This is a genomic window from Streptomyces sp. ME19-01-6 (assembly GCF_033793745.1).
In the GTDB taxonomy this organism is placed as follows: domain Bacteria; phylum Actinomycetota; class Actinomycetes; order Streptomycetales; family Streptomycetaceae; genus Streptomyces.
In genome coordinates this window covers 51,708-75,756 of sequence record NZ_JARAXF010000023.1, presented here as the reverse complement: position 1 = coordinate 75,756, position 24,049 = coordinate 51,708, and the positions used below count along the sequence as shown (strand labels likewise).

Here is a 24,049-nt window from a genome sequence, read left to right as displayed (position 1 = left end):
GTACAGGGTTTCACGGCCGGGGTTTGGCCTCCGTGGGGGAACGGAGGGTGGCTGCATCGGCCGTCCACTCGACGCCGCCCCGGGCGGGGCGCAGGAAGGCGGTGAGGCTTCCGGTCATCTTGTGGTCGAAGAGCAGCTCGGTGGTGGGATGAATCGCCTGGACGACCCCTGTGCGGCCGCTGATCGGGTCGTACGCCTCCTGGCCCGGGCCGGGGGCAGTCCTTCCGGTGTTCATGCGTGCTGCCCTCCAGACTGCCGAGGCATGTGGATGGCGTGGGTGGGGTGGCGTCGGCGCAGCACCTCGTAGTCGGTCGCCTTGCTGTAGTCCCCGGCTTGCTTGGCCTGTTCGCGCAGCGCGCGGTAGTGGCGGCAGGTGGGGCATTGGTCGTTCATTCGGTCACCTGTTCGGTGTTAGCTACTTTGGGTGGATGTTTCTGGCTTGGATGTGCCTTGCGGGCTTTAATCACTGTGTGTACTCCCAGCGTTGCGTTGCGGGGCGGCAACCAACAGGGGCGGCGGCACACCAAGTTGGCCTGGGGTGAGGGAGGTCCATGTGATGAGCGAAACGAGCGAGGAGCAGCAACCGGTAAGCGGGCTCGCGTATTTCGGCAGGGAGGTGCGGATCTGGCGGACACGGGCGAAGATGAGCCAGCGAGAGCTGGGCTTGGAGGCCAACTACGGGCAGCAGTACGTGGCGAAGGTGGAGGCGGGGGAGAGGCTGGCCAGTAAGGCGTTCGCTGAGGCTTGCGATCGGGTCTTCGGTACGCAGGGCATGTTCACGCGGCTCCGAGAGCAGGCCAGCCAGCACGGTTATCCGGCGTGGTTCGTGCCGTACGTGCAGTTGGAGCGGCAGGCGACGGGAATCCTGGACTACTCGGCCACTCTCATCATGGGCTTGCTTCAGACGACCGACTACGCGCGGGCCGTCTTCCAGGCTGCGCACCCTCGGGAGGGCGTGGACAAGGTCGACGCGATGGTGGACCGGCGGCTGAAGCGGCGTGAGGTGCTGCAGCGCGCCGCTCCGCCGCTCCTGTGGTGTGTCATCGACGAGTCGTGCTTGAGGCGCAAGGTTGGTGGGCCCCAAGTGTTTCGCGCGCAGTTGGCTCACCTGATCCAGGACGCGGAATCACCGCACGTCACCATCCAGGTGCTGCCCTACGCGTCGGGAGCCCCGGCCCGGCATATGGCGTTCACTCTGCTGAGGTTCGATGATGACCCGGACCTTCTCTACGTGGAGAACCCCGTATCCGGGTCGGTGATCGACTCGCAGGCCGTGGTTGAGGACAGCGCCGCAGCCTATGATCGGCTCCGCGCTGACGCACTCTCCCCGGAGGCGTCGGTTGCCCTGATTCGCAAGGTGATGGAGGAACTAGCGGATGAGCAGCATCCCTGACCTGTCCCGCGCCACATGGGTCAAGTCCAGCTACAGCGGGGGTAACGAAGGCCAGTGCGTGGAGTTCGCGCCTGACATATCCGCGACCGGCGGTGTCGTCCCCGTCCGGGACAGCAAGAACCCGGCAGGTCCAGCCCTGGTCTTCTCGGCCGCCGCGTGGGGCTCGTTCACGGCTGCCGTGCGGGCCGGAGAATTGCCCACGGCCTGAGCGCAGCCCCGTCGCACTGCTCAGTCCGAGGCGTCATCACCGCCATCGTCCGCGAGACGGCGTCGCAGGATGGCGAGGTTGTCCAGGTGTCGGGCGGTGATGTGGTGGTCGGGGCCGAGGGTTGACTCGATGATGGCCACTGCCCGCTCTGCCAGCGGTATGGCGTCGGCATGGCGTCCGAGGCGGCTGAGTGTGGTGGCGAGGTTGTTCAGGCAGCGGGCGGTGTCGGGGTGGTTGGGGCCGAGGGTTGTCTCGGTGATGGCCAGTGCCTGTTCCTCAAGAGGCATGGCGTCGGTGGGTCGGCCCAGGCGGCTGAGTGTGGCGGCGAGGTTGCCCAGGCGGAGGGCGGTGTCGGGGTGGTTGGGGCCGAGGGTTGTCTCGGTGATGGCCAGTGCCTGTTCCTCAAGAGGCATGGCGTCGGTGGGTCGGCCCAGGTCGCTGAGTGTGGCGGCGAGGTTGCCCAGGCGGAGGGCGGTGTCGGGGTGGTCGAGTCCAAGAGCGGCCTCGGTGATGGCCAGTGCCTGCTGCTTCAGTGGTAGAGCGTCGGCATGGCGTCCGAGGCGGCTGAGTGTGGTGGCGAGGTTGTTCAGGCAGCGGGCGGTGTCGGGGTGGTTGGGGCCGAGGGTTGTCTCGGTGATGGCCAGTGCCTGTTCCGCAAGCGGCAAGGCGTCGGCGTGGCGTCCCAGGCGGCTGAGTGTGGCGGCGAGGTTGCCCAGGCGGATGGCGGTGTCGGGATGGTTGGGGCCGAGGGCTGTCTCGGTGATGGCCAGAGCGCGCTCCTCCAGCGAGAGGGCTTCGGTGTGGCGTCCGAGGTCGCTGAGTGTGGCGGCGAGGTTGTTCAGGCGGAGGGCGGTGTCGGGGTGGTTGGGGCCCAGGGTTGCCTCGGTGATGGTCAGTGCCCGTTCCTTTAGCGAGAGGGCTTCGGTGTGGCGTCCGAGGTCGCTGAGTGTGGCGGCGAGGTTGTTCAGGCGGGTGGCGGTGTTGGGGTGATTGGGGCCGAGGACTGCTTCGGTGATGGTCAGCGCCCGCTCTGCCAGCGGCAGTGCTTGTGTGGCCTGGCCACGTGCCCACAGATGGAAGGTGGACTCTCCCAGTACAAAGGCAAGGTCAGGATGGCCGTCGTCGATCTCGTCGTAGCTGACTACGGCTTGGATGTGGGGCAGCAGCGTCTGCCAGGCAGGCCAGGTCTCGACATCCTCGGGGCTGGCGGACGGGATCGCCGCCCTCAGGAGCGCCAGGGCGGTGGAGCTCGGGTGTGGCGGTGCAGATGGCGTACGCCGGGGCAACAGTCGGCGGATGCCCCGGGGAGGGAGTGTCGGCGTGGTGGGCGGTGTGGTGGCGCGGATGACCGTCTGGACGAGGCGGTGGACGGTGACGGTGGTCTCGGTGAGGGTGATCATGCTGTAGGCGGCCAGCACGCCCAAGGCGTGGTCGACGGTGCGTCGGGTCTCCAGCGCGGTGTCCAGCACGTTGCGGGGCAGTGGGCCCGGGGCGCAGTAGGCCAGGATGCGCAGCAGATCGACCGCGTGCGGGTCGGCCGTCTGCACGGCGTTCAAAGTGACGCTCCACAGCTGGGCTATGGTGCGCTGCTGGGGATCTCCCGGGGCGCTGGCGGCCAGGGCCCCGGCCGGGTCCTGGCGTAGCTGGGCGAGGTAGTCCCCGGGTGGGGTGCGGGTCTGGGCCAGGTAGGCGCCGGCCTGCTGCAAGGCCAGCGGCAGATTGCCAAGCTCATCAGCCAGACGATCCAGCCCCGCCGCATCCGTGCTGCCGGTGATGTCCCGCAGGACGTCCACCGCTGCCTCAGGGGTGAGGGTGTTTAGGCGCAGCGGGGTGCCCAGGTCGCGCCAGGGCAGGTCGCGGCGGGTGGTGATCACGACCTGTCCGGTGGTCAGGCGCCCGAGGTACGGGTCGAGGTCAGCTGGATCCTCGGCGTTGTCCAGCACCAGCAGCCACCCGGTACGGCCCTGCAGCCAGACCACCGCCCACTGGGCCGCCTCGTCTACCGGCAGCCCCGCATGCACCGGGTTCAGCGCCGTCGCCATCGCGGCCAGCCCAGCCGTCACCTTGGACGCCGACTCGGCGTCCACCCACCACACCGGCCCGCCACCCGCCGCGAGGAACCGGCGGGCGTGCTGCAGCGCCAGCGTGCTCTTGCCGACCCCGCCCAGCCCCCGCACGCTCTGCGCGACCACCCCCGCCCCGGCCGCCGGTAACGCCATCAGCACCGCAAGGGCCTCATCCCGGCCCCGGAACACCGCGCTGTCAGGCGTCGGTAGGTTGTTCACCCGTACAACGGTGTCATCCGGCACGGCAGCGGTTCCCACACTGCCTGCTGGCAGGACCACCGTCCGGTGCTCGATGTGGTTGTGGTCACCGGTCGCGACTACCCCGGAATTCCTGCCCACCGCGACCGAGCGATCCCCGGACGCGGACGGCACACTCTCCCCACTCACCGCTGAACCGTGCCTCCGTCACCCGTCACGATGACACCCGAGTTGTCCCCCACAGCCACCGACCGCTCCCCGGAGGCCGTAGGCCCTCCCGAACCCGTCCCAGGCGACGGCGGCGTGGACGGCGCCGGAGCCCGGGACCCAGTCGCCGACGACACCCACGCCACCAGCACCCCGGCCACCACAGCCCCAGCCCCCGCGCCCGTCCCGATGCGCTCTGGCCGATCCCAGGGCAACACCAACTCCCCCAGCCACACGAACAACCCGAACACCACCAGCGACCCCACCCCCGCCAGCAACCACCGCATCCGTGCGCTCACCTGACGCCCCCTCACGCCGTCGAGACCTTCCATACTGACACGCCACAGCGCGAGGGGGCGGTTTCGCGGCTTGCGCGTCGGCTTACCCGCTTACCCGGCGTCCCCGGAGCCCCGAGCGCGGCGCCACGCGCCATCGGCCAACAGCCGCAGACCGTTGAGGCCAACAATCACCGTGGACCCCTCGTGGCCCGCGACGCCGAGAGGCAGGGGGAGGGTCCCAGCCAGGTCCCAGATCACCAGGCCGGTGATGAAGGTCCCGGCGATGACCAGGTTCTGCACCACAAGCCGCCGGGCGCGGCGGGAGAGCGCGACGACAGTCGGGATGGTGGCCAACTCGTCTCGCACCACCACCGCATCGGCGGTCTCCAGCGCGAGGTCGGAGCCCGTACGGCCCATGGCGATGCCGGTGTGGGCGGCGGCCAAAGCTGGGGCGTCGTTGACGCCGTCGCCGACGACCAGGACCTTTCGCCCGGCGGCTTCCAACTCCCGCACCGCGGCAACCTTGTCCTGTGGCAGCAGTCCCGCCCGTACGTCCGCGATGCCGACCTCGTCAGCCAGACGCGCGGCGGCGCGCGGGTTGTCGCCGGTGACGAGGACCGGCGCGGTGCCGGTGAGCGCGGTCAGGGCGGTGACGGTGGCGGCGGCCTCGTCGCGGAGCCGGTCGGCGATGCCCAGTACGCCGACCGGGGCGCCGTCCACCAACACCAGGACGGCGGTACGGTCCTCGCCCTCCAGTTGCGCGGCAAGACCGGCCGCCGGGTGGTCGGTGCGGCCGTCCAGGAGCCGGGCCGGGCTGCCGACCGCGACAGCCTTGCCGTCGACGCGAGCGGTCACGCCGGTGCCGGGCGTGGAGTTGAAGGCATCAACGGGCGGGAGGCGCAGGCCACCGGCGGCGTCCACGATTGCGCGGGCCAAGGGGTGCTCGCTGGGGTGCTCGGCCGCCGCCGCGAGCCGTAGCAACTCGTCCCCGGTCAGGCCGGAGGCGGGCAGCGGGCGGATGTCCGTCACCTTCGGCGTGCCCTCGGTGAGCGTGCCGGTCTTGTCGAGAGCGACGGCGTCGATCTGCCCGAGGCGTTCCATCACCACGGCGGACTTGACCAGTACGCCGTGGCGTCCGGCGTTGGCGATCGCCGACAGCAGCGGGGGCATGGTGGCCAGCACCACCGCACACGGGGACGCGACGATCATGAAGGTCATCGCCCGCAGCAAGGTCGGCTGCAGGGCGGCGCCGAAGACGAGGGGGAGCGCGAACAGCGCGAGGGTGGCGGCGACCATGCCGAGGCTGTAGCGCTGTTCGACCTTCTCGATGAACAGCTGGGTGGGGGCCTTGGTCTCGGCGGCCTCCTCGACCATGGCGACGATGCGGGCGATCACCGAGTCCGACGGGTCGCGTTCGACCTTCACCCGTAGCGCGCCGGTGCCGTTGAGGGTGCCGGCGAACACCTCGTCGCCGGTCTCCTTGGCCACCGGCAGCGGCTCGCCGGTGATGGTGGCCTGGTCGACGTCGCTCGCCCCGTCCAGCACCCGGCCGTCGGCGCCGATGCGCTCTCCGGGCCGCACCAAAAGCGTGTCGCCCACGCGCAGCCGCTCGGCGGCCACCGTCTCCTCCCCGCCGTCGTCGGCGATGCGCGTGGCGGTGGCCGGGGCGAGGTCGAGCAGGCCGCGTACGGAGTCGGCGGTGCGGGCGGTGGCGATGGCCTCCAGCGCGCCGGAGGTGGCGAAGATGACGATCAGCAGTGCGCCGTCCAGCACCTGCCCGATGGCCGCCGCGCCGAGTGCGGCGACGACCATGAGCAGGTCCACATCGAGGGTCTTGTCCTTGAGCGCCTGAAGCCCTGCCCACCCAGGCTCCCAGCCGCCGGTCGCGTACACCAGCGCGAACAGCGGACCCCACGCCCACCTGGGCGCTCCCAGCAGATACAGCGGCAGCCCGACCAGGAACAGCACCAGCGCGGCCGCCGCCCAGCGGGCCTCGGGGAGGGCGAAGATCCGCGTACGGCGCCTGGGCGCCACGGCATCGCGGGCAACGCCGGGGGCAGGGGCCGTGCGGGTGAGGGTGGACGACATCGCGGCAGTGGTCCTTCACGGGCGGGAGGAATCGCATCCAACGGCACCACCGTAACAGGAATAGATGAACAAGAATTCATGCATTCATTCAGGTCGTACGATGGCCGCATGGGTCATGGAGCCGCATCCGCCGCCAGCGCCATCCCTCGTGCGCGTCTGGACGCGGCCGGCGCCGCCAGGGTCGCCACCACCCTGCAGGCCCTGGCCACCCCCTCCCGGCTGCTGATCCTCGCCCGGCTGCGCGAGGGCCCCCTCGCGGCCACCGAACTGGCCGCCGAGGTCGGCATGGAGCAGTCAGCCTGCTCCCATCAGCTCCGCCTGCTGCGCAACCTCGGTCTGGTGACCGGCACCCGCAAGGGGCGTTCCGTGGTGTACGCCCTCTACGACAACCACGTCGCCGAACTCCTCGACCAGGCGCTCTACCACGTCGAGCACCTTCGCCTGGGCCTGAGCGACACGCCGGCCATCACCGCGGAGCCCGAGGGTGACACGGAGGCCGGCCCGGACGCCTGACGGCGCGCTCGAAGGGAACGGGCTTCCCTCAGTTGGCCACGGGCGTCAGTTGGCCACGAGGGAATCGTCCTTTACGCGGGCGCCGGGGAGCCGGTGCCGGGCGGCGATGAGGGCGCTGTCCACGTCCCGGGTGCCGGTCGCGATGCACAGGGTGTAGGCGACGTCCTCCATGCGCCGCCGCACTTCCGGGCCGCCCGCGTCGGCATTGAGCGCCAGAAGGGTTTCGTACTGCCGGATGAGATCGCGCAGGACCGCCGGGTGTGCCATCAGCATGTGGTCTCCTTCACGGTGCGGGGCCGGACACGGGCGTGGACGGAGAGCGGGTACCCCATGCGGAGGAGTCGCATGCCGTCGCGTTCGGAGCGGTGGCGGACGGGGGCTCATTCCGGCCGTGGGGCCGTGGGCGGGGGCACCCACGCATTTCCACGGGCTTGTTAGAGGCGGGGAATGGCGGGGACACGAAGCATGTCGTTTCCGACCTCGACGTTCTGAGCGTCGCAAACTGAAGACAGAGGTTCACGAGCCACGTCGTGAGACCGGACGCGGCAAGCAACCGAGGGGCAAGGAAGAGGGATGACCATGCCCGCAGGATCCAGCCGTAAGCGTGAACGGCAGTACGAGCACATCAAGGAAGGCGCGGAGAAGCGGGGCGCGTCCGCGGGCCGTGCCAAGGAGATGGCGGCGCGCACCGTCAACAAGGAACGAGCCCGCGCCGGGGAGTCGAAGTCCGCGAGCAAGACCTCGACCCAGGACCGGAAGTCCGCGCCGGAGCGGGGCGGCCAGCGTTCGGGCGGCGGCTCGAAGGGGCCGACGCGCGATCAGCTGTACAACGAGGCCAAGCAGCGGGGCGTCGAGGGCCGCTCGCACATGACCAAGGAGCAGTTGGCCAAGGCCCTGGGCCGCTGACCGTCGTACGGCACCGCACCGCGGCGGACTTCTCGCGGTGTGCGCGCGTCGGGAGAGGCCCTGACCGATGAGCAGGGCCTCTCCCGACGCGGTCTGCGACGCTTACCGTGACCGCTCCAGCCGGACTGCGAACGGTTCCCCGGCGGAGGGGGCCGCGACGGTCAGGGTGAGCCTGGTCAGCTGCTCTCCCCACGACTCGCGCAGCAATGGGTCGTCGAGGTGGCGGTGTTCGAGTTCCGGGGTGGCGCGCTCCGGGTCCCAGGTGATCAACAACGAGTGCCCGTCGGCGGTGACCTGTGCCCGTCCCTCGCCCAGTTCGACGTCTCCCGCCAGGACGTGCCGGAGCAGCACCGGGGCGGCGGGGTGTGGTGTCCAGTGGTCCTCGACCAGGACGTGTGCCGGGGCGCCCGCCGTGGCGCGTACCAGTCGCAGGGACCGGCGCCAGCCGCGCAACAGGCCGGCCGGGTACGCCCCGGCGAGCTCGGCGTGGAGGGCGGCAGCGGCGGAGGTGAGGTCCACCCGTACGTCGTCCGCCCGGTGGGCGGCGCCCGGTTGCTGCGCGGCTCCCGGCTCGGGCACGTTGTGCCAGGCGCTGCGCAGGGGCCACGCCTGGTACCGGTCGGGTCCGAAGCTGGCCGCGGTGTAGGTGGGCTGGCCGACATCGACGACCAGGGGCCGGCCGTCGAGGGCGACCCAGTACGAGCCCACGTCGAGGTGGTTGTGTCGCTCGCCGTTGTGTCCCGCCTTCGCCGCCAGGGTCAGCCCCTCGGCCGTGCCCGCCGCCTCCCTGGCGACGAGCACCTGGACCCGGGGCAGCCACGTCTCCCGTGCCGCCCAGGGGGCGGGGCCGCCGTCTCCGCCGCTGGGGGTGGCCAGGGCGCGCTGCCAGTGGGGGTCGCAGAGTCCGGCCAGCGCCCGGCCGAGTCCCGCCCGGGGCCGTACCGCGCGTACCGCCGGCCCTCCGCGCGCGCACGCCAGGGCGTGCGCGCGGACGTCGGGGTCGGCCAGCCGCTCGCCCCACTGGAAGAGCACGTGCCAGGGCTGGTCGGCCCACAGGCGGGCGGGGGCGTCACCGGCGTTGACGTACCAGTCCCCGGCGAGGTGCATGCGGTGCGGGAACTTGCTGAGCGGACCGAATACGGGCAGGTCGCGGGCGTCGAGCGCGGCGCCGCCGGCGTCGGCGAGCAGGTCGAGGGCCTCCAGCAGCCGGCAGGCGCCCTGCCACCAGTAGGCGACGCCCTCGTCGATCCCGCCGTCGTCGGGGAGCACCGCGAGGTAGTGGTCCAGGCCCTCGATGACGAGCCGTACGAGCCGCGCCCGCCGTTCCTCGTCTTCGGCCAGCAGGAGGGCCGCGGCGAGCACCGCCCCGTGGATCCAGGGATTCCAGTTGTGGGCCTCCTCGTCGAGGCCGATCCAGTGCCAGTCCCGCGTGTGCTCGAACGGCGTCAGCACCCGCAGGTCCACCTCGCGCCGGAGCCGCCTGCGCAGCCCGGGGATCCGGATGTCCAGGTGTGGGCCCAGTACGTGGTCGGCCCAGGCCAGCAGGGACGCCACCTCGGCGGCCCCCAGGTCGACGAACGGCTCGTCCGGGTCCGGCAGCACCTCACCGCGGGCCGTGGCGAAGCGGTCGTGCGGCGCCCAGCACCATGTGCTGGTCTCCGCCAGGGCCATCAGCGCGTCGGCCGCGGCGTCGAGGTACGGCGCGGCCCCGGGCGGGGCGTCGGCCGGCGCCACCTCACCGGTGAGCGTGGCGGCGAGCACGAACAGCGTCGCCCGCTCGCGCAGCCGCCGGGCGGAGTCCTCGTACGCGGTCCGTACGCCGTCGCGGAACGTCCGGGCCCAGTCGGACGCGGTCAGCACCGGTGCGGTCCGGTGGAGTTCGGCGGCGGCCTCGTCCAGCAGCCCCTCGCGCGTGGCGGCGTCCACCGCCTCCCACACCGAGCGCGCGGAGACCTCGGGGACGGGCAGCCGCGTGGGGGCGTCTCGCAGGAGTTCGACCAGCGGATCGGGGCGGGAACCGGGGGCGGAAGCGGGGTGCAGGGCCGGGCCCAGCCGGTTCCGGAGGGAGCGGTACGCGGGGGAAACCGGCTCTACCAGGCCCATTATCTCTCCTGATCGATTCTGTGCGAAATCGTTGACTCGGGACTATGCCACGGGGTGAGGTGGCAACACCATCCATCGATCACCTACCACCGCCTTTCGGAGGAAGCCGTGCCGCCTGACGAGGATCGGGACCTGGCCCCGTACACCGGCTGGACCAGGGCGCGCTGGACCGCGCTCGCCGACCGGATGCTCGCCGCCACCCAGCCGTACGCCTCCCCGTCGGGAGCCCGGATCGACCTGCCGGGTCCGGCGAGCCAGAGCGGCGCGACCTCCGACGGCCTGGAGGGCTTCGCCCGCACCTTCCTGATCGCCGGCTTCCGCATCGCGGGGGAGCGGGGCGCGGACCCCGGCGGCCTGCTGGAGCGGTACGCGCGCGGCCTGGCGGCGGGCACCGACCCGCACTCGCCCGAGGCCTGGCCCCGCCCCGACCGGCTCGGCCAGGCCAAGGTCGAGGCCGCCTCCATCGCCCTGGTGCTGCAGCTGACCAAGCCCTGGCTGTGGGACCGGCTCGACGACGGGGTGCGCGAGCGGGTCATCGCCTGGCTGGGGACCGTCGTCGGGCAGGACTATCCGCCCATCAACTGGGTGTGGTTCAGGATCGTCGTCGAGTCGTTCCTGCGGGAGGCCGGCGGACCGTGGTCGCCCGGCGACATCGAGGAGGACCTGGCCGTCCACGCCTCGATGCGCCGGGCGGGCGGCTGGCTCAGCGACGGGCAGGAGCGGGCCTACGACCACTACACGGGCTGGGCACTGCACCTGTACCCGCTGCTGTGGACCCACCTGTTCGACGTCACCGGCACCCTGTGCCCGCCGGCCCTCCGGGACACCTGGGCCGCGGACCTCGCACGCTACCTCGACGACGCGGTGTGCCTGGTCGGTGCGGACGGCTCCCCGCTGCTGCAGGGGCGCAGTCTCACCTACCGCTTCGCCGCCGCGGCGCCCTTCTGGGTCGGCGCGGTCACCGGGGCGGGCGGACAGCCGCCCGGGCTGGTGCGGCGGGTGGCCTCCGGCATGGTCCGGCACTTCGCCGACCGGGGAGCCCCCGACCAGGACGGACTGCTCAACCTCGGCTGGTACGCCGCCTGGCCGACGATGCGGCAGTCCTACTCCGGGCCCGGCTCGCCGTACTGGGCGGCCAAGGGCATGCTCGGCCTGATGCTGCCCGAGGACCACCCCGTGTGGACCGATCCGGAACTCCCGCTGCCGGTGGAGACCGGGGACGTCGCACGGGTGGTCGAGGCCCCCGGCTGGCTGGTCTCCGCGCGGCGCCGCGACGGCATCGCGGTGGTGCTCAACCACGGCACCGACCACGCGCGCCCCGGCGACACCAGCGCGGACTCACCGCTGTACGCGCGGCTCGGCTACTCCACCGCCACCGTGCCTCCGCTGGCCGCCGCGTCGGCGGCGGACCCGGTCGACAACGCGGTCGTACTGCTCGACGACGCCGGGCGGGCCAGCCACCGCACCGGGTTCGAGACCCTGTACGCCCGCGAGCTTCCCGGTGGTGTGCTCGCCGCCGCCTCCCGGGGGCCGGTGCGCTGGGTCGACAGCGGCGCCGACGACTCGCCCGACCACGGCTCCGGCCGGACCGGGCCGACGACGCCGGGGCCTGTGGTCACCGTCGCCTCGGTGCTGCGCGCGGGGGTCGAGGTCCGGCTCGTCAGGGTGGACGCCCCGGAGTCGGGGGCGGGCCGGGCCGGGGATTGCGTACGGATGGGCGGCTGGCCGGTCGCGGCTGACAACCCGCCCGAGACCCAGGTGGGCACCGGCCCCGCGGGCGCGGGGCCGTACGCCGAAGCGGGCACCGCGTCGGCGCGTTCGCCGCTGCGTTCGTCCCTGCGCGGCCTGCGGGGGCTGCACCGCGGCGGAGTCGCCACCGGGAAGGACGACAGCCCGCTCGGCGCCCGGACCGCGACGCCGTGGCTGGCCACGGACGGTGTGCCGTACGGCGAGGTGCTCGCTGCCGCGGTGACTCTCGACGGTGGCGGCCAGGACGACCAGGACGGCCCCGATCCTGACGTCTCCGTCCACCCGGGTCCCGACGGCGGCCACCGGGCCCGGCTGACCTGGCCGGACGGCCTCACCACCGAGGTCGAGCTGCCCCCGGCGGCCCCCTGACCGGCTCGGCCCGCTCCGACCCGGCGGTACGTCACCGGCCGTAGGCCCCCGGCCGTACGTCACCGGCGGGTCGGCCGGGCCGCTCCCGGTGGGTCGCTCCCGGCGGGCCGCTCCTGGCGGGCGCTTGGCGCGCGGGCCGCCTCCGGGGCCCGCCCGGGGCGCCCGTCCGAGGTGCCTGCCCGCTGCGCCGCTACAGCGCCCGGGCCCGCTTGACCGAGGAGTCGCGGAGGATCAGCTCCGGCAGGATGAGAACGCGCTGCGCCGGGCGGCGCTTGCCCTCCACGAGCCGGGACACCATCATCTCGACCGCGACCCGGCCGACCCGGGCCTTGGGCGGGCGGACAGCGGTCATCGCGGGCTCCGCGAGATGGGCCACCTCGTCGTCGTAGCTGACCAGGGCCATGTCGTCGGGGATGGCGAACCCCTGCTCGGCGAGGTACTGGGCGATCGACATCGCGTCGGGGTCGCTGTGCACGATGAGCGCGGTGATCCGGGACCCGCGGCATCGGTCGAGGATGCCCTCGATGATCTGTCGGTGACCCGGCTGGTCGAGGGCGACGCTTTCGCGGACCACGAACTCGCTGGGCAGGTCGAGCTCCGTGCACGCCTTCAGCCAGCCCTGGGCGAGGTGGGCGGAGGTCGGGCTGCCCTTCGACAGCACCAGACCGATCCGACGGTGGCCGTGCTCGTGGAGGTGGCGTACGGCCAATTCCATGCCGAGCGCGTGGTCGCTGCGCACCCACTCCAACTGGCGCGGGGTCGGCGTCCACTGCGAGGTCTGCCGCTCGACGAGGATGGTGGGCACCGGCAGGTTGCCGATCCAGTCGATCATCTCGTCGACGCCGTTGCCCTCGAGGTTGGGCGCCAGCAGCAGCCCCTGGACCTGCCCCGCCTCGGTCAGCCGGCTGATCTGGCGGCGGTCCTCGGCCTGGTCGTAAGTCGACCCGCGCAGCTGGAGCTGGACGCCGAGCCCGGCGGCGGCCGTACGCGCGCCGCTGACGATCGACGGCCAGTAGAAGTCCAGGGAGGGCACGACCATGCCGATCGTGAAGGGCACGGGCGTGGGGCGGGGCCGGCGGGCCGGGGCCGGGGCCTGGTCGAGGTCGGTGGGCAGGGTGGCGCCGCCGTGCACCTTGGTGAGCAGGCCGCGGGCGGCCAGGGCGGTGATGTCGCGCCGTACGGTCAGTTCGCTGACGTCGAGCAGCCGGGCGAGGTCCCGGACCCGCACGGTGCCGTGCCGGCGCAACTCGTCCATCAGCCGTTCCCTGCGCTGAAGGGCGAAAGGTCGGTCTGCGCTCATCGGGCCCCCTCGTCGATGGCCTGATGGCCTGTTCGAGTCTGAACGAATTGCTTCGGTTGTGTTCGGTCTATGGCGGATCTGTACTGCTGACCACTATCCCTGTTCCAACGTGTTCGGCAAGTTCCAATGTGTTCGACGCAACACGGCATTTAGTAGGACATACGACTTCGCGTTAGATGGCAACGGTGCCGGTCCAAACCGGCCTAGGGAAGGACTCGACGCCCGATGCAGACGAAGCCCCACGCGCTGGTCGTCATGAGCAGGCCGAGCTTCGACGCGCACTTCGACTCCGCCCGGCTCGCGCGCCTGGCGGAGCTGGTGACCCTGGGCGACCCGGTCTGGGTCGACGACCTCGACCATCCGGCGGTGCGGGCGCGCCTGGCGGACGTGGAGGTCATGCTCACGTCCTGGGGCGCGCCCACGCTGACGCCGGAGCGGGTCGCCGCGGCCCCCGCGCTGCGGGCGGTGCTGCACTGCGCCGGCAGTGTGCGGGGCCTGGTGGGCGAGGAGGTGTGGCGCCGCGGGATCCGGGTGACCAGCGGTGCGGACGCCAATGCGATCCCCGTCGCGGAGTACACCCTGGCGGCCATCATCTTCGCCGGCAAGAAGGCCCCGTTCCTCGCCGCCGACGAGGCCCGCGCCTACCAGGGCTGGGGCACGGTGACGGGGTACGGCGACCTGTCGAACTTCGGGCGGACCGTGGGGATCGTCGGCTTCTCGCGGATCGGCCGCAGGGTGGTCGACCTGCTCAAGGTCCTGGGGGGCACTACCTGCCTGGTCGCGGATCCGTACGCGGACGCGGAGGAGGTGAAGCGCGCGGGCGCCACCCTGGTCCCGCTGGAGGAACTGCTTCCGCGCGTCGACGTGCTGTCCCTGCACGCTCCCGAACTGCGCGAGACCCGCCATCTGATCGGCGCCGACCAGCTCGCTCTGCTGCGCGATCACGCGACGGTGATCAACACGGCGCGAGGCAGCCTCATCGACTCCGACGCGCTCGCCGCCGAATGCGCCTCCGGACGCCTCTTCGCCATCCTCGACGTCACCGACCCCGAGCCCCTGCCCGTCGACTCGCCCCTGCGACACCAGGCCAGCGTGATGATCACCCCGCATATCGCGGGCTCGCTCGGCACCGAGATCGGGCGCCTCACCGACCACGCCATGGACGAGCTGGCCCGGTGGACCGCGCGCGAACCCCTGCAATCCGAGATCACCGCGGAGGCGCTGGCGCTCGGCCTAAGTGCCTGAGCGTCTGAAGGCGCCTGAGGGCGTCTGGGAGACGCGACCCCGCGACACCCCCTGAACACACCCCCCGCCACACCCCCGCACCCCCCCGCGACGTACCTTCCGCAACACATCCCTCATCAAGGAGCCGCTCCCGTGATACGCACCCGCAAAGGTCCCGTCAGAATTCTGACCGCGGCCGTCGCGCTGTCCCTGTTCGCCGTCGGCTGTGCCAACGGCGAAGGCAGTGGCAAGACCGCCGACGGCAAGACCATCGTCAAGATCGCGGTGTGGGACTACGAGAAGACCCCCGAGTTCAAGGCGCTGATCGACGGATTCGAGGCCGAGAACCCGAAGATCGACGTGCAGCCGGTCGACATCCTCTCCACCGACTACTCCAACAAGCTCACCACCATGCTCGCAGGCGGTGACTCCACCGACGTGCTGACCATGAAGAACGTCACCGACTACGCCCGGTACGGCACGCGCGGCCAGCTGCAGTCGCTCACCACCGACGTCAACAAGCTCGACAAGGCCAAGTACTCCGGCCTCGACGCCTTCGACCTCAAGGGCGACTACTACGCCCTGCCGTACCGGCAGGACTTCTGGGTGCTCTTCTACAACAAGACCCTCCTCAAGAAGAGCGGCGCGGACCCGTCCAAGCTCACCTGGTCCGAGTACGCCGACCTGGCCAAGAAGCTCACCACCGGTTCGGGCTCGTCCAAGGTGTACGGCACCTACCACCAGACCTGGCGCTCGGTGGTGCAGGCCGTCGCCTCCGCGCAGACCGGCGGCGACCTGCTGAGCGGCGACTACGGGTTCTTCAAGAAGCAGTACGAGATGGCCTTGGGCCTCCAGAAGGACGGCGCCGTGATGCCGTTCGCCACGGCCAAGAGCCAGCAGGTCAAGTACGACGCGGTATTCGCCACCGGCAAGACCGCGATGGTGCCCATGGGTACCTGGCTCGCCGCCCGCATGCTCCAGCTCAAGGCCCAGGGCCAGAGTGTCGACTGGGGCATGGCGCCGCTGCCGCAGACCAGCGCGAACGGCAAGACGGTCACCTTCGGCTCCCCGACCGCGTTCGCCGTGAACAAGAAGGCGCGGAACTCGGCGGCGGCCAAGAAGTTCGTGCTGTGGGCCTCCGGCCCGAAGGGAGCGGCCGCGATCGCCAAGGTCGGCGTCGTCCCGTCCTACACCGATGACGCGGTCATGAACAACTTCTTCGGCGTCAAGGGCATGCCGAACGACGCCCTGTCCAAGAAGGCCATGAAGCCGGACACGGTCAAGCTTGAGATGCCGGTCAGCACGAAGTCCTCCGACATCGACCAGATCCTCACCGAGGAGCACGAGCTGGTGATGTCCGGTGAGAAGTCCATCGACAAGGGCATCCAGGAGATGGAATCCCGCGTGAAGTCCGAAGTCGAATGAGCGAGATCTCCGGCGCCACGGCCCTCGACAAGTCCTCGGGAGCCGTGGCCCTCTCCAAGACCCCCGGCGGGCCGGCCCTGAACACCTCCAACGCCACGGCCCTCAAGCGGCGACGCCGGCGCAACGCGCTGGTGGGCTGGAGCTTCATCCTGCCGAACCTGCTGGGTTTCGCCGCCCTGACCCTGGTCCCGGTGATCGCCACACTCCTGCTGTCGTTCACCGACTGGAACTCGTACAACACCCCCCAGTGGATCGGGTTCGACAACTTCCGCCGGCTGTGGGACAACGACAACTTCTGGACGGCGCTGTCCAACACCTCCTGGTACGCGGCAGGGCACATCCCGCTCACCATGGCGGCCTCCCTGGGCCTGGCGGTGCTGCTCAACCAGAAGCTGCGCGGTGTCGCCTTCTTCCGCACGGCCTTCTTCTTCCCCTACATCACCTCGCTGGTCGCGGTGGCCGTGGTGTGGAACATGCTGTTCAGCCCGGACGCCGGGCCGGTGAACCAGCTGCTGAAGGCCGTGGGGGTCGCACACCCGCCGGGGTGGACCACCGACACCGACTGGGCGCTGCCCGCGGTGATCATCACCAGCGTGTGGCGGGACATGGGCTACTACATGGTGCTGTACCTGGCGGGGCTCCAGGCCATCCCGGGGGAGCTGTACGAGGCCGCCAGGGTGGACGGGGCCGGGCCGTGGAAGCGGTTCTGGCATGTCACGGTGCCGTCCCTGCGGCCGACGACCTTCTTCGTGCTGGTCATGCTGACGGTCTCCAGCTTCAAGGTCTTCGACCTGGTCCAGGTCATGACCGAGGGCGGTCCCGGCCGTTCGACGCTGGTGCTGTCCCAGCTCATCTTCAGGGAGGGCATCACCCAGGGCCGGTTCGGCTACTCCTCGGCCATCTCCCTGGTGTTGTTCGTCATCGTCCTGATCATCACGGTGACCCAGTTCCGATTCCAGCGGAGGGCCGAGCGATGAAGACGACCGTGCTGCCGAAGGGCAGCGCGACGGCCGAGTCGTCGCGACCGAGTGACCGCGCCATCGCTCCCGCCGGGCCCCGTCGCCGGGGCCCGGCGGGGCCGGCCGGGGCGGGGCGGATCGTCGGCCGGGCCCTGCTGTATGTGGTGCTGACCGTGCTGGCGGCCGCGGTCCTGGTGCCGTTCGTGTGGATGCTGGTGTCCTCGGTGAAGCCGGACTCCGACGTCTTCACGGTCCCGATCCAATGGATCCCGAAGTCCTTCCGCTGGGAGAACTTCTCCGACATCTGGACCGCGATCCCGCTGTGGACCTATATGGGGAACTCGCTGTTCCTCAGCGTCGTCATCACCGCACTGCAGGTGCTGACCGGGAGCTTCGCGGCCTACGGCTTCGCCAAGATGCGCTTTCCCGGGCGCGATGCGGTCTTCGTCGCCTACATCGCCACCATCGCGGTGCCGTGGCAGGCGTACATGGTGCCGCAGTACATCATGATGCAGAAGCTGGGCCTGGTGAACACGCATCTGTCGCTGATCCTGCTGCAGGCGTTCGGCGCGTTCGGCGTCTTCCTGATGCGCCAGTTCTACCTGACCATCCCGGACGAGCTCAGCGAGGCCGCGCGGCTGGACGGGCTGACCGAGTACGGCATCTGGGCGCGGATCGTGCTGCCGCTGTCGAAGCCCGCGCTGGCCAGCCTCGCGCTGCTGACCTTCGTCAACACCTGGAACGACTACATGGGTCCGTTCATCTACCTGACGGACAACAATCTGTGGACCGTGCAGCTCGGCCTGCGGTCGTTCGTGGGCATGTACAGCTCCCAGTACGGGATGATCATGACCGGTTCGGTGCTGTCCGTCCTGCCGATCCTGGTGGTCTTCCTGCTCGGCCAGCGGTACTTCGTCCAGGGCATCTCCACCAGCGGGATGAAGTGAGGTGACGGGGATGAGCACACCGAGCACATCGGGCACGACGGTGAGCGGCCGCCGGCTCCGGCTGAACGTCGGGCACGACTCGTGGGACGTCATCTGGTCCCATGTCCACCGGGTCCTGGTGGTCAACCTCGGCGTGGCGGTCACCAACCTGCCGCTGCTGCTCGCCCTGGCCACCGAGCACCAACCCTGGCGGTACCCGGTCTTCTTCGGTCTGCTGTCGCTCGGGGCCGGCCCCTCCCTCGCCGCGGTGTTCGCCTACCTCAGGCGCACCGCCGACGACGAGCGGGCGCCGGTGGCCGCCCTGTTCCGCGGCTACCGGCGCCTGTTCACCCGGGCGCTCCTCGGCTGGACCCCCTTCGTCCTGCTGATCGCCGTGGCGGCCACCGACCTGGTGGCCCTGTGGGGATCCGCACTCGGGCCGGCGCTGGCGCCGCTGCTGATCGTGCTGATGCTCCTGGCCCTGAGCTCCGGAGTCGTCGCGATGGCCGGCCTGGCCGAAGACCCCCGGCTCTCCCGGCGCACGCTGCTGACGGCCTGCTACGCGTCGGTGCGCCGCTGGCCGCTCGCCCTGCTGAACCTCGGCCTGCTGGGCGTCTCCCTGGCGCTCGTCAACCAGGCCCCGCTGATGGGTCTTGCCGTGGTGCCCGGCTGCGCGCTGTTCGTCGTGTGGCGCGACTGCGGCGCCATGTTGGAGGCGGTGGGGGGCGTTGGTACCGCGCGCCCGCCCGACGCCACGGGACGGCGCTGCGGTTGATCCATGTGGCGACTTGGCCGGTATGTTCATCACTCAGCCAGGTCGCCCATCCACACCCTCCGGCCCATTTCGTCCAGCTCCACCTTCCACCGGGCACACTCGGGCATCGCCCGGCGCAGCAGCCGCCAGTAGTCCGTCCCGTGCCCCGAGATACGGGCGTGCGCCAGTTCATGGGCGATCACGTAGTCGACCAAGTGGTAGGGCAGCTGGAAAGTGGCCCAGTGAAGCGCCACGCGGCTGTCCGTGCCACGGCCGGATCGGTAGGTGCCCCAGCGGCGCCCCACATCCCTCACCTCGACCCGGGGCTCGCGTACATCCATCCGGGCCGCCCACGGCTGAAGCCGTCCCTGCACCCAGCGCAGACCGGCCCGGGTGTACCAGTCGGCGACGGCCCGTCGAGCCCGCCGGGGGTCGGCTGCGTCGGACCGGTCGATGCGCAGCCGCCCGGAGACGAGCCGTACGGGCGCTCCCGGCTCGTCCACGACGAGCAGCCGGTATTCCCGGCCGAGATAACGGTGAATCTCCCCGTCGGCCAGCTGCCGGGTGGGATGCAGCGGCTGCCGTTCCTCGCGCAAGCGCAGCTTGCTGTCGATCCAGCCCCGGTTGCCGCGGACGAATGCCCGGGCCCGCTCCGGCGCGCACTCCTGCGGAACACGCAGGGTCAGCGAGCCGTCCCGCTCGACGGTCAGGCCGAGGCGGGAGCGGCGCGCGCTGACGCGTACCTCCAGCGTCAAGCCGTCCACTGACAGCGGCTGCCTGTCGAGGAGAAGGGCCGGGTCGGCGGGGAAGGACGGGCTTGCGTCGGACACGGCCGCTTATTCTGCCCGACCCTCAGCACGGAAGATCTCCAGGTGGTCCTGTGCGAAGCCCGCCAGTGAGTTCGACAGCTCGCGCAGTGCCGTGAGCCCGCCTTCCTGGGGTTTGAGACCGGCACGGCGCAGCCGCTGCCAGATATGCGACTGCAATTCCGAAACGTTCGCATCGCTGTCACCTCCCGCGTACCGGGGGAGCCGCGCCAGGACGACGATCTCCGCGTACACCTCCTGGGTCAGCGTGCGCAGGAAGTCGGTGTCCGGGACGGCGAAGGAGGGATGATCGGCGAGACAATCGCCCAGCTTGGCGAAGAGCCGCTGCTCCAACGGCGAGAGGTCGGCCACCTCCGAGTCCGGCTGCTCCGCCTCGCGGGCCCGGTCGATCAGCGGGCCGACCTTCTCTTTGATCTTGTCCCACCGACCGTCGAACTCGCGCAGCACCTCCTCCAGCTCCTCCGACAGCTTCCGGTACACCGGCCGGTCGTCCCGCTGTGCGCGCTCCTCAAGGTGGTAGCGCAGCGCCTGAACCTGCTCGGCGGCGGACTCGCGGACGTCGGGGATACGGTCCACGATCTCGTCGAAGTCCGTCGCGAGGATGGACACCGGCGCGATGGCCTGTTCAATCTCGGGCAGCTCCAGATGGTCGGCGATCAGGGCCCGCACCTTGCGCCCGTAGCCGCGTACGGAGAAGCCGCCGCCGGGAGCGTCGCGGTAGTGCCGCCGTACCCGCTTTTGCAGAAGTGTCCACGCCTGCGCGTTCGGCACCTGCCGCAGCGCGGCCTCGTGCGGCAGGGCACCGTCCAGCGCGCCCATGAACTTCCGCAGCAGGCGGTCGAAAGCGGCCCGTTGCTCCTTGGTGTTCAGCGTCAGCATGGCCTCTGCCACCCGCGCCCGGCTGGACAGGTCCCCGACGCCCACTCCCTCCAGGAACAGCTCGACGAGGTAGGCCGCCTCCTCAAGCGCGGGCAGCCCGTCGGACAGCCGCGTCGCGCCGAGCGTGGGCGGTGCACCTTGGTACGCGGCGAGGGTGACCGCGAGATTGTTCAGCACCCCGTAGTAGTCCACGACAAGCCCCTCCTCCTTGCCGGGGGCCGGGCGGTTGACCCGGGCCACCGCCTGCAGGAGCTCCGCGTCCTGGATGGGGCGGTCCACGTACAGCACCTGCTCGATGGGCGCGTCAAAGCCGGTGAGCAGCATCGACTTCACGATCAGGAACGCGATCGGAGGCTTCTCGGCGGGGACGGTGACAGGCGGGGTCTGACCGCTCCACGGGTTGAGCCCGCCCGCCGGTACGGGGGCCTCCTCCGGCACGGGATATTTCTCCGGGCCGTGGACGACCTCCCACGGGTTGTCAGGTGGCAGGTTGGGAAACGGCTCCAGGAACCGCTCCACATGGTCCTCCTGCTTCTTCTTGTCCGTCCACTCCCGCCACATTCCGGACTTCAGCTCGTCGCCCGCCGAGATCACCGGCACGAAGTCGATGCGCCGCAGCAACTCCTGGTAGTGCCAGGCCCGGAGCAACAGCAGTTCGTCCCGGGTGTACTCCTCGGACTTCTTTTGCCTGAGAGCCTCCTGGACCTCCGGGCCGAACTCGTTGCGCACCCGGGCCAGCAGTTCGGCGCGGACGTCACGCAGCGCGTCCCGGTACAGCACCGCCGCCCGGCGGCTGACCGCGGCTACCTGGGCCTTGAAGCCTTCGCCCATGGCTCCCAGCACGTAGTGGTGGAACATGTCCCGGGCCTTGGCACGGATCATGGGCGTCGACTCGGAGACATCGCGGCCGGTGGGCGGCGCCCAGCGGTTCCGTACCCGCTGTTTGGCGTCATCGTCGAGCGGGGCGATCAGGTCCTCGAACCTCTCGTCCAGCTCCTCCTTGTCCCGGACGCCTGCGGGTCCGGTACGGCCCTCGTACCGGATGGGGACCACCACCTTGTCCCGTTCCGCCTCGCGCATCCGGTACTCATCGAGGAAACCGCCACCCGGCTCCAGCCCGAAGATCCGCCCGGTGTCCTTCAAGCTTCCCTTCATGATGGGCGTACCGGTGAAGCCGATCCGGGCCGCGTTGGGCAGCGCGTCGCGCAGACACGCGTGCAGCACCGAAGTGTGCGAGCGGTGCGCCTCGTCGACGAGCACCAGCACCTGAGTGGAATCGCTGCATTCGCGAAATATGCGGCGAGCCGCCTTCTTCGTCGCCTCGTCCGGCTTCGGGTCAGCCACCTCTTCCGGGTCCGCGCCGGCGGCGATACGCTTCCGGTCCCGCTCGAAGTCCTCCGTGAGCGCCCGGTCGTCGCCCTTGGTGTCGCCGAGCCCCGGAATGCTCCCGAGATACTTCTGGATCATCGCGAAGATCACGGACCGTCCGCCGTCCCGCCCCGCACGCTCCAGCCGCCCCTCCAGATCGGCCTGCGAGGTCGCCACCCCGATATCGCTGTCGCTGACCCGGACGGCGGCCGAGAGCTGGTCCTGAAGCTGGGTCCGGTCGGTGACGACGAGGATGGTGAACCTGTTCAGCCCCGGGTCGGGACTCATATGCAGGCGTCGTGCGAGGAACGCCATCGTCAGGCTCTTGCCGGAGCCCTGGGTGTGCCAGATGACGCCCCCGCGCTCGTCCTTCTCCTCCGCGCCCGCGTCGAGCCGGGTCCTGCGTGTTTGCAGGTTGTGGACGATCTTCTCCACGGCCCGGAACTGCTGGTGCCGGCACACCGTCTTGACCGTCTTCGCGGGCTCGCCCTCTTTGACCTTGAGCGGGAGCTCGAAGACGTAGTGCCGGATGATGTTGAGCAGGTTCTCCGGCTTGAGGACGACAGCGATCAGCTTGTGCTGCTCGGTCAGCTCGGCCCCTGGCTCCAGCAGCCGCCGCCCGTCCGCCGTCCGCCTGTCCTCCAACTCGCGGCGCAGTTCCCGATCGTCCCGGTAATGCGGGGTGACGCTGCGCCACGGTGCGTAGTGCCTCTCATCGCCAGAGATCGTCCCGAGCACGGCGGTCTCGCCGCATGCGGCGATCAGCAGTTGCGCGGGCGCGAACAGCTCAGGGATGGCACGCGGTTTGTCCTTGCCCTTCCGCCCGTCGTCGGTCAGTGGGTTCCCGGAGTAGGCGCGCAGATCGCCGATCGCCTTTCCGATGGGGTCCTTGATGTCAGGGCTCTTGCACTCGACGACGGCGACCGGGATGCCGTTGACGAACAGCACCAGGTCGGGTACCTCCTCCTCGCCGTCGGACGTCCGCACCCGGAACTGGTCGACGACGACGAACTCGTTGCGCTTCAGGAGGTCCGGGCTTTCGAGGTCCCAGTCGATGTAGTGCACCTTCTGATCGGTGCCGCGGTGGTGGACCTCATCGCCCTTCACCAGGGTGCCGTGGAGGAGAAGGTCGGTCGTCTCGCGGTTGGCGGTGAGCAGCGGACGTCCCGCGATGTTTTTGGCTGCCCGGCGGAGGTCATCGATGGCTCTGGCCGCCTGCGCGTCCTTGACCCAGGGGGCGCGGGTGTCGGCGAGGCGGTTGATGCGGCGCAGTGCGGCGTCCATGCGCCGGGTCAGGAACACCTCGTCGTATGAGCGGCTCTCGGAGGCGAGGTCGGGGCCGTGGACGTGGGTCCATCCCATCGAGACGAGCTGATCGATGAACGGCCGCTCGACCTCGTCCCGTTCGGCCTCTCTCCGTGCCGTAGCCATGCGCCCGCGCCCCTTCGCCCGTGCCTGCTCGTACCCCGTGCCCTACTCCATTGTGCGACAGGGGCGTTGGGCTGCGGGGAGCGGAGGGGCGCGGATGCTCGGGTTCCTGTGTTTGCGGTGAGTATGAGACAGCGACACGCCGAGGTGACGGCGTGTCGTTGTCCGATACTCACCACAAATCGGGGGAAGGGGCGTGGGTACGGGCGTCAGGTAGCTCGGTTCTCGGCGGCGGGGCTTTGGAGGGTGGCGGCGTCGGCCAGCCACTCGACGCCGCCGCGCGCCGACCGGAGGAAGGCGACGCGGGTGCCGGTCACTTGGTGGTCGAAGCACAATTCGGCGGCGCTGTAGACCGCTTGCAGCACATCGGTACGCCCGCTGGCCGGGTCGTACGCCACCTGGCCGGGGGCGGGCGCTTGACGGTCGAGGTGTGCGTGAGGGAGCTGGTTGTTCATGTGGCGCGTCCTTTTGACTGCCGGGGGATGCGGACGGTGTGGGCGGGGTGGCGGCGGCGCAGCACCTCGTAGTCGGTGGCCTTGCTGTAGTCACCTGCTTGTTTCGCCTGTTCGCGCAGGGCCGCGTAGTGGCGGCAGGTGGGGCAGGTGTTGTCGCTCATGGGCGGCTCTTCGGTGGGTGGGGGTGGGGCGTGGGTTCCTGGCGGTCGGACTCTTCGCGCGGGTCGAGGTGGGCACGGATCGCCGCGCTCAGCTGGTCGGCGAGTCGCCACAGCTCTTCGAGGGCGGCGGTGTTGGGGGAGGGCTGGGTTTCCTCGGGTGCGGTGGTGGGAGGTGTGGGCGCCTGCTCGGGCGTGTCGGCGCTCATGGGGTGGCTGCTCCATGCTCTGGTGGCTGATCTCCCGTGACGAGCCGCCGTGCGAGGTC

Annotated in this window: 23 protein-coding genes; 11 read left to right on the top strand and 12 right to left on the bottom strand. The window is 70.6% G+C overall.

Annotated features, from left to right (window positions below):
* Nucleotides 1-10: 10 nt before the first annotated feature.
* Nucleotides 11-235, bottom strand: a complete 225-nt coding sequence (locus PV419_RS36995) for a hypothetical protein (protein WP_319696490.1) — start codon at nucleotides 233-235, stop codon at nucleotides 11-13.
* Nucleotides 232-393 (bottom strand): hypothetical protein, encoded by a 162-nt coding sequence (locus PV419_RS36990; RefSeq protein WP_319696489.1) that lies wholly within the window; start codon nucleotides 391-393, stop codon nucleotides 232-234. The genes PV419_RS36995 and PV419_RS36990 overlap by 4 nt, the downstream gene beginning before the upstream one ends.
* A 163-nt stretch (nucleotides 394-556) precedes the next feature.
* Between PV419_RS36990 and PV419_RS36985 the strand changes: the two genes are divergently transcribed.
* Together PV419_RS36985 and PV419_RS36980 are read left to right on the top strand one after the other, a co-directional pair.
* Complete coding sequence (locus PV419_RS36985; RefSeq protein ID WP_319696488.1) at nucleotides 557-1,393, top strand: helix-turn-helix transcriptional regulator; 837 nt, start codon at nucleotides 557-559, stop codon at nucleotides 1,391-1,393.
* Nucleotides 1,377-1,601 (top strand): DUF397 domain-containing protein, encoded by a 225-nt coding sequence (locus tag PV419_RS36980; protein WP_319696486.1) that lies wholly within the window; start codon nucleotides 1,377-1,379, stop codon nucleotides 1,599-1,601. The genes PV419_RS36985 and PV419_RS36980 overlap by 17 nt, the downstream gene beginning before the upstream one ends.
* 20 nt (nucleotides 1,602-1,621) lie before the next feature.
* Here the strand turns inward: PV419_RS36980 and PV419_RS36975 are convergent, their stop codons facing one another.
* On the bottom strand, nucleotides 1,622-3,886 hold the full coding sequence (locus PV419_RS36975; RefSeq protein WP_319696485.1) for a tetratricopeptide repeat protein: 2,265 nt from the start codon (nucleotides 3,884-3,886) through the stop codon (nucleotides 1,622-1,624).
* A 210-nt stretch (nucleotides 3,887-4,096) separates the two neighbouring features.
* Between PV419_RS36975 and PV419_RS36970 the strand changes: the two genes are divergently transcribed.
* Nucleotides 4,097-4,375, top strand: a complete 279-nt coding sequence (locus PV419_RS36970; RefSeq protein WP_319696484.1) for a hypothetical protein — start codon at nucleotides 4,097-4,099, stop codon at nucleotides 4,373-4,375.
* 86 nt (nucleotides 4,376-4,461) lie between these two features.
* Here PV419_RS36970 and PV419_RS36965 read toward each other — a convergent pair whose 3' ends face one another.
* A complete protein-coding gene (locus PV419_RS36965; RefSeq protein WP_319696483.1) occupies nucleotides 4,462-6,438 on the bottom strand; it encodes a heavy metal translocating P-type ATPase in 1,977 nt (658 codons plus the stop codon).
* Between the two features lie 108 nt (nucleotides 6,439-6,546).
* On the opposite strand from PV419_RS36965, the gene PV419_RS36960 reads away from it, so the two are divergent.
* Nucleotides 6,547-6,951 carry a metalloregulator ArsR/SmtB family transcription factor gene (locus tag PV419_RS36960; protein ID WP_319696482.1) on the top strand — a complete coding sequence of 135 codons (405 nt, stop codon included), beginning with the start codon at nucleotides 6,547-6,549 and terminating at the stop codon, nucleotides 6,949-6,951.
* Nucleotides 6,952-6,996: 45 nt separating this feature from the next.
* On the opposite strand, the gene PV419_RS36955 is transcribed toward PV419_RS36960, so the two are convergent.
* A complete protein-coding gene (locus tag PV419_RS36955) occupies nucleotides 6,997-7,224 on the bottom strand; it encodes a DUF5133 domain-containing protein (RefSeq protein ID WP_319696480.1) in 228 nt (75 codons plus the stop codon).
* A 306-nt stretch (nucleotides 7,225-7,530) separates the two neighbouring features.
* Here PV419_RS36955 and PV419_RS36950 point away from each other — a divergent pair, with 306 nt between their 5' ends.
* Nucleotides 7,531-7,857 carry a plasmid stabilization protein gene (locus tag PV419_RS36950; protein ID WP_319696572.1) on the top strand — a complete coding sequence of 109 codons (327 nt, stop codon included), beginning with the start codon at nucleotides 7,531-7,533 and terminating at the stop codon, nucleotides 7,855-7,857.
* Nucleotides 7,858-7,959: 102 nt separating this feature from the next.
* Here PV419_RS36950 and PV419_RS36945 read toward each other — a convergent pair whose 3' ends face one another.
* Nucleotides 7,960-9,960: a heparinase II/III domain-containing protein gene (locus PV419_RS36945; protein ID WP_319696478.1), complete on the bottom strand. Its 2,001-nt coding sequence runs from the start codon at nucleotides 9,958-9,960 to the stop codon at nucleotides 7,960-7,962.
* 108 nt (nucleotides 9,961-10,068) lie between these two features.
* Between PV419_RS36945 and PV419_RS36940 the strand changes: the two genes are divergently transcribed.
* On the top strand, nucleotides 10,069-12,078 hold the full coding sequence (locus tag PV419_RS36940; protein WP_319696477.1) for a DUF2264 domain-containing protein: 2,010 nt from the start codon (nucleotides 10,069-10,071) through the stop codon (nucleotides 12,076-12,078).
* Between the two features lie 190 nt (nucleotides 12,079-12,268).
* Here PV419_RS36940 and PV419_RS36935 read toward each other — a convergent pair whose 3' ends face one another.
* Nucleotides 12,269-13,378, bottom strand: a complete 1,110-nt coding sequence (locus tag PV419_RS36935) for a substrate-binding domain-containing protein (protein ID WP_319696476.1) — start codon at nucleotides 13,376-13,378, stop codon at nucleotides 12,269-12,271.
* A gap of 225 nt (nucleotides 13,379-13,603) precedes the next feature.
* Here PV419_RS36935 and PV419_RS36930 point away from each other — a divergent pair, with 225 nt between their 5' ends.
* From PV419_RS36930 to PV419_RS36910, 5 genes are all read left to right on the top strand, one after another.
* Nucleotides 13,604-14,623, top strand: a complete 1,020-nt coding sequence (locus tag PV419_RS36930) for a hydroxyacid dehydrogenase (RefSeq protein WP_319696474.1) — start codon at nucleotides 13,604-13,606, stop codon at nucleotides 14,621-14,623.
* Between the two features lie 132 nt (nucleotides 14,624-14,755).
* Nucleotides 14,756-16,027 (top strand): sugar ABC transporter substrate-binding protein, encoded by a 1,272-nt coding sequence (locus PV419_RS36925; RefSeq protein ID WP_319696472.1) that lies wholly within the window; start codon nucleotides 14,756-14,758, stop codon nucleotides 16,025-16,027.
* A complete protein-coding gene (locus PV419_RS36920; RefSeq protein WP_319696470.1) occupies nucleotides 16,024-17,004 on the top strand; it encodes a sugar ABC transporter permease in 981 nt (326 codons plus the stop codon). The genes PV419_RS36925 and PV419_RS36920 overlap by 4 nt, the downstream gene beginning before the upstream one ends.
* Entirely contained in the window at nucleotides 17,001-17,933 is a 933-nt protein-coding gene (locus PV419_RS36915; protein WP_319696469.1) for a carbohydrate ABC transporter permease, read from the top strand. Before PV419_RS36920 ends, PV419_RS36915 begins: the two co-directional genes overlap by 4 nt.
* 10 nt (nucleotides 17,934-17,943) lie before the next feature.
* Nucleotides 17,944-18,687 (top strand): YesL family protein, encoded by a 744-nt coding sequence (locus PV419_RS36910; RefSeq protein ID WP_319696468.1) that lies wholly within the window; start codon nucleotides 17,944-17,946, stop codon nucleotides 18,685-18,687.
* Between the two features lie 29 nt (nucleotides 18,688-18,716).
* On the opposite strand, the gene PV419_RS36905 is transcribed toward PV419_RS36910, so the two are convergent.
* The 5 genes from PV419_RS36905 to PV419_RS36885 all read right to left on the bottom strand — a co-directional run bounded on the left by PV419_RS36905 (nucleotide 18,717) and on the right by PV419_RS36885 (nucleotide 23,990).
* Nucleotides 18,717-19,496: a SprT family zinc-dependent metalloprotease gene (locus tag PV419_RS36905; RefSeq protein ID WP_319696466.1), complete on the bottom strand. Its 780-nt coding sequence runs from the start codon at nucleotides 19,494-19,496 to the stop codon at nucleotides 18,717-18,719.
* A gap of 6 nt (nucleotides 19,497-19,502) precedes the next feature.
* Entirely contained in the window at nucleotides 19,503-23,171 is a 3,669-nt protein-coding gene (locus PV419_RS36900; protein WP_319696464.1) for a type I restriction endonuclease subunit R, read from the bottom strand.
* A 206-nt stretch (nucleotides 23,172-23,377) separates the two neighbouring features.
* Nucleotides 23,378-23,623: a hypothetical protein gene (locus PV419_RS36895; RefSeq protein WP_319696461.1), complete on the bottom strand. Its 246-nt coding sequence runs from the start codon at nucleotides 23,621-23,623 to the stop codon at nucleotides 23,378-23,380.
* Nucleotides 23,620-23,784: a hypothetical protein gene (locus tag PV419_RS36890; protein ID WP_319696460.1), complete on the bottom strand. Its 165-nt coding sequence runs from the start codon at nucleotides 23,782-23,784 to the stop codon at nucleotides 23,620-23,622. The genes PV419_RS36895 and PV419_RS36890 overlap by 4 nt, the downstream gene beginning before the upstream one ends.
* Nucleotides 23,781-23,990, bottom strand: coding sequence for a hypothetical protein (locus PV419_RS36885; protein WP_319696458.1), 210 nt, complete (start codon nucleotides 23,988-23,990; stop codon nucleotides 23,781-23,783). Before PV419_RS36885 ends, PV419_RS36890 begins: the two co-directional genes overlap by 4 nt.
* Nucleotides 23,991-24,049 lie beyond the last annotated feature (59 nt).

Coding starts and splice junctions, on each gene's coding strand:
- PV419_RS36900 (WP_319696464.1), bottom strand. CDS start 23,171: ATGGCTACGGCACGGAGAGAGGCCGAACGGGACGAGGTCGAGCGGCCG.
- PV419_RS36885 (WP_319696458.1), bottom strand. CDS start 23,990: ATGAGCGCCGACACGCCCGAGCAGGCGCCCACACCTCCCACCACCGCA.
- PV419_RS36965 (WP_319696483.1), bottom strand. CDS start 6,438: ATGTCGTCCACCCTCACCCGCACGGCCCCTGCCCCCGGCGTTGCCCGC.
- PV419_RS36930 (WP_319696474.1), top strand. CDS start 13,604: ATGCAGACGAAGCCCCACGCGCTGGTCGTCATGAGCAGGCCGAGCTTC.
- PV419_RS36960 (WP_319696482.1), top strand. CDS start 6,547: ATGGGTCATGGAGCCGCATCCGCCGCCAGCGCCATCCCTCGTGCGCGT.
- PV419_RS36995 (WP_319696490.1), bottom strand. CDS start 235: ATGAACACCGGAAGGACTGCCCCCGGCCCGGGCCAGGAGGCGTACGAC.
- PV419_RS36895 (WP_319696461.1), bottom strand. CDS start 23,623: ATGAACAACCAGCTCCCTCACGCACACCTCGACCGTCAAGCGCCCGCC.
- PV419_RS36910 (WP_319696468.1), top strand. CDS start 17,944: ATGAGCACACCGAGCACATCGGGCACGACGGTGAGCGGCCGCCGGCTC.
- PV419_RS36890 (WP_319696460.1), bottom strand. CDS start 23,784: ATGAGCGACAACACCTGCCCCACCTGCCGCCACTACGCGGCCCTGCGC.
- PV419_RS36955 (WP_319696480.1), bottom strand. CDS start 7,224: ATGCTGATGGCACACCCGGCGGTCCTGCGCGATCTCATCCGGCAGTAC.
- PV419_RS36980 (WP_319696486.1), top strand. CDS start 1,377: ATGAGCAGCATCCCTGACCTGTCCCGCGCCACATGGGTCAAGTCCAGC.
- PV419_RS36935 (WP_319696476.1), bottom strand. CDS start 13,378: ATGAGCGCAGACCGACCTTTCGCCCTTCAGCGCAGGGAACGGCTGATG.
- PV419_RS36920 (WP_319696470.1), top strand. CDS start 16,024: ATGAGCGAGATCTCCGGCGCCACGGCCCTCGACAAGTCCTCGGGAGCC.
- PV419_RS36915 (WP_319696469.1), top strand. CDS start 17,001: ATGAAGACGACCGTGCTGCCGAAGGGCAGCGCGACGGCCGAGTCGTCG.
- PV419_RS36945 (WP_319696478.1), bottom strand. CDS start 9,960: ATGGGCCTGGTAGAGCCGGTTTCCCCCGCGTACCGCTCCCTCCGGAAC.
- PV419_RS36990 (WP_319696489.1), bottom strand. CDS start 393: ATGAACGACCAATGCCCCACCTGCCGCCACTACCGCGCGCTGCGCGAA.
- PV419_RS36985 (WP_319696488.1), top strand. CDS start 557: ATGAGCGAAACGAGCGAGGAGCAGCAACCGGTAAGCGGGCTCGCGTAT.
- PV419_RS36950 (WP_319696572.1), top strand. CDS start 7,531: ATGCCCGCAGGATCCAGCCGTAAGCGTGAACGGCAGTACGAGCACATC.